Origin of the sequence: Rhodomicrobium udaipurense JA643, from assembly GCF_000636015.1 — a bacterium.
Classification (GTDB): domain Bacteria; phylum Pseudomonadota; class Alphaproteobacteria; order Rhizobiales; family Rhodomicrobiaceae; genus Rhodomicrobium; species Rhodomicrobium udaipurense.
The window spans coordinates 1-1,044 of record NZ_JFZJ01000237.1; the positions used below are offsets into that span (position 1 = coordinate 1).

The 1,044-nt window shown below is 61.4% G+C and carries 2 protein-coding genes; one reads left to right on the forward strand and one right to left on the reverse strand.

The window, feature by feature from the left end:
- Window positions 1-380 (reverse strand): benzoate/H(+) symporter BenE family transporter (locus T281_RS17125; RefSeq protein ID WP_037242553.1); only part of this gene is annotated, 380 nt, incomplete at its 3' end.
- A gap of 107 nt (window positions 381-487) precedes the next feature.
- Between T281_RS17125 and T281_RS17130 the strand changes: the two genes are divergently transcribed.
- On the forward strand, window positions 488-1,044 hold a 557-nt coding region (locus T281_RS17130; protein WP_162173212.1), incomplete at its 3' end, for a GntR family transcriptional regulator.

Consider the following 1,044-nt stretch of genomic DNA (forward strand, 5'->3'; position numbering starts at 1 on the left):
ATGGCGGCCGCGATGGATTTCGGAATGCGCGCCATCACGGCATCGAACAGCCCCGAGATGCCGATCACCATGATGAGCGCGGCGGCGAAGACGAAAGCGCCGATGGCCTCCGGATAGGAGTAGGCTGGCAATGAGGTAACAAGAAGCGCTGCGCCCGGCGTCGACCATGCCGTGATGACCGGTGCGCGAAAAAAGAGCGATAGCGCGATAGCCGAGATGCCCGCCCCGATGGAGATCGCCCATATCCAGGAAGATAGTTCCGCGTGGCTGAGATGGGCCGCGCTCGCCGCCTGAAAGATGATCAGTGACGGTCCCGCATAGGAGACGACAACCGCGATGAACCCGGCAACTGCCGCCGAAAACGAGAAATCCTTCCACATTGTGGCTTTGCTCCTCTTCTGATGAGGCCGGTTTAGCGTTCGGCTGGGGCTTGCGGCAGGAGCAGTTTCGTGAAAACTGAACAACACAGTTTGCGATGGCCGCTTTCATGAGCAGTAACTCCCAACTTCTTTACCGCGCAATTGCCGAGCAGATCGGAGCCCAGATTGAGGCCGGTCTCTATCGCGAAGGCGAGCGGCTTCCCTCAGTCAGAGCGCTGGCGAAAACGCACAAGGTCAGCGCCACGACGGCGGCGCGCGTGCTCATTGAACTTGAACAGAACGGCTTCGTCGAAGCGCGTGCCCGTTCGGGGTTTTATGTCCGCAGCAAGACGCGGCAGGGAAACACACCATCCGCGACGCGGACTGCGCCAACACCCGCTTCGGCCAATGTCAATGCGCTGATCGGCCGGATTTTCAGGGCCACGATCAGCGCAGGCGCGGCTGCCCCCGTCATGCCTCTCGGCGCGGCTGAATTGGACGAAGCACTGCTGCCTCACAAGGAACTCGCCGTCGCCGTTGCAAGAGCGGTTAGAGAAGGCGGTGCATCGCTTCTCGCCTACGGCCATCGAAACGGCGATCCCGCCCTGCGCCGCCGCATCGTCCATATTCTTGGATTGCGTGGGGTGTCGCTCGTCCCGGACGACATCGTTGTGACCACGGGAGA